The sequence below is a fragment of the Neobacillus drentensis genome (assembly GCF_036966985.1).
Taxonomy (GTDB): Bacteria; Bacillota; Bacilli; order Bacillales; family Cytobacillaceae; genus Neobacillus; species Neobacillus drentensis_E.
Genome location: NZ_JBALSN010000262.1, coordinates 10,613 through 11,022 on the forward strand (window position 1 = coordinate 10,613; position 410 = coordinate 11,022).

Consider the following 410-nt stretch of genomic DNA (forward strand, 5'->3'; position numbering starts at 1 on the left):
TTAACATATTTTTCCTGAAAAAATGTAAAAAACTCTGCAATTTTTCGTTCGATATTCCCCTCCTGAACAATGGTTAGGTCCTGAGGTACCCTATAAGAGAATACCTGCTTTTTTCCTTTTGAAAAAAATTATTTTAAATAACTTTATTCAGGTATACGTCGTATATGATATATGAATGGGGGATAAACGTGGAAGAACTGACCTTGGAATTATTAGAAACTGCAGAAAAGGAAGTACTACTTCTTCAAATGTAGTCGTCCCTTGTATCGGCAGTTAGTCTGCCTAATTTTAAGGTAAAATAAGCTCACCTATATTCTTTAAGCATAGTATGTAAAAGAAAGTAGGTGAAAACATGACATTAGATTCTCAACGTATAATGGGTGGTTTCCCTGGTATGGGCATGGGCGGTT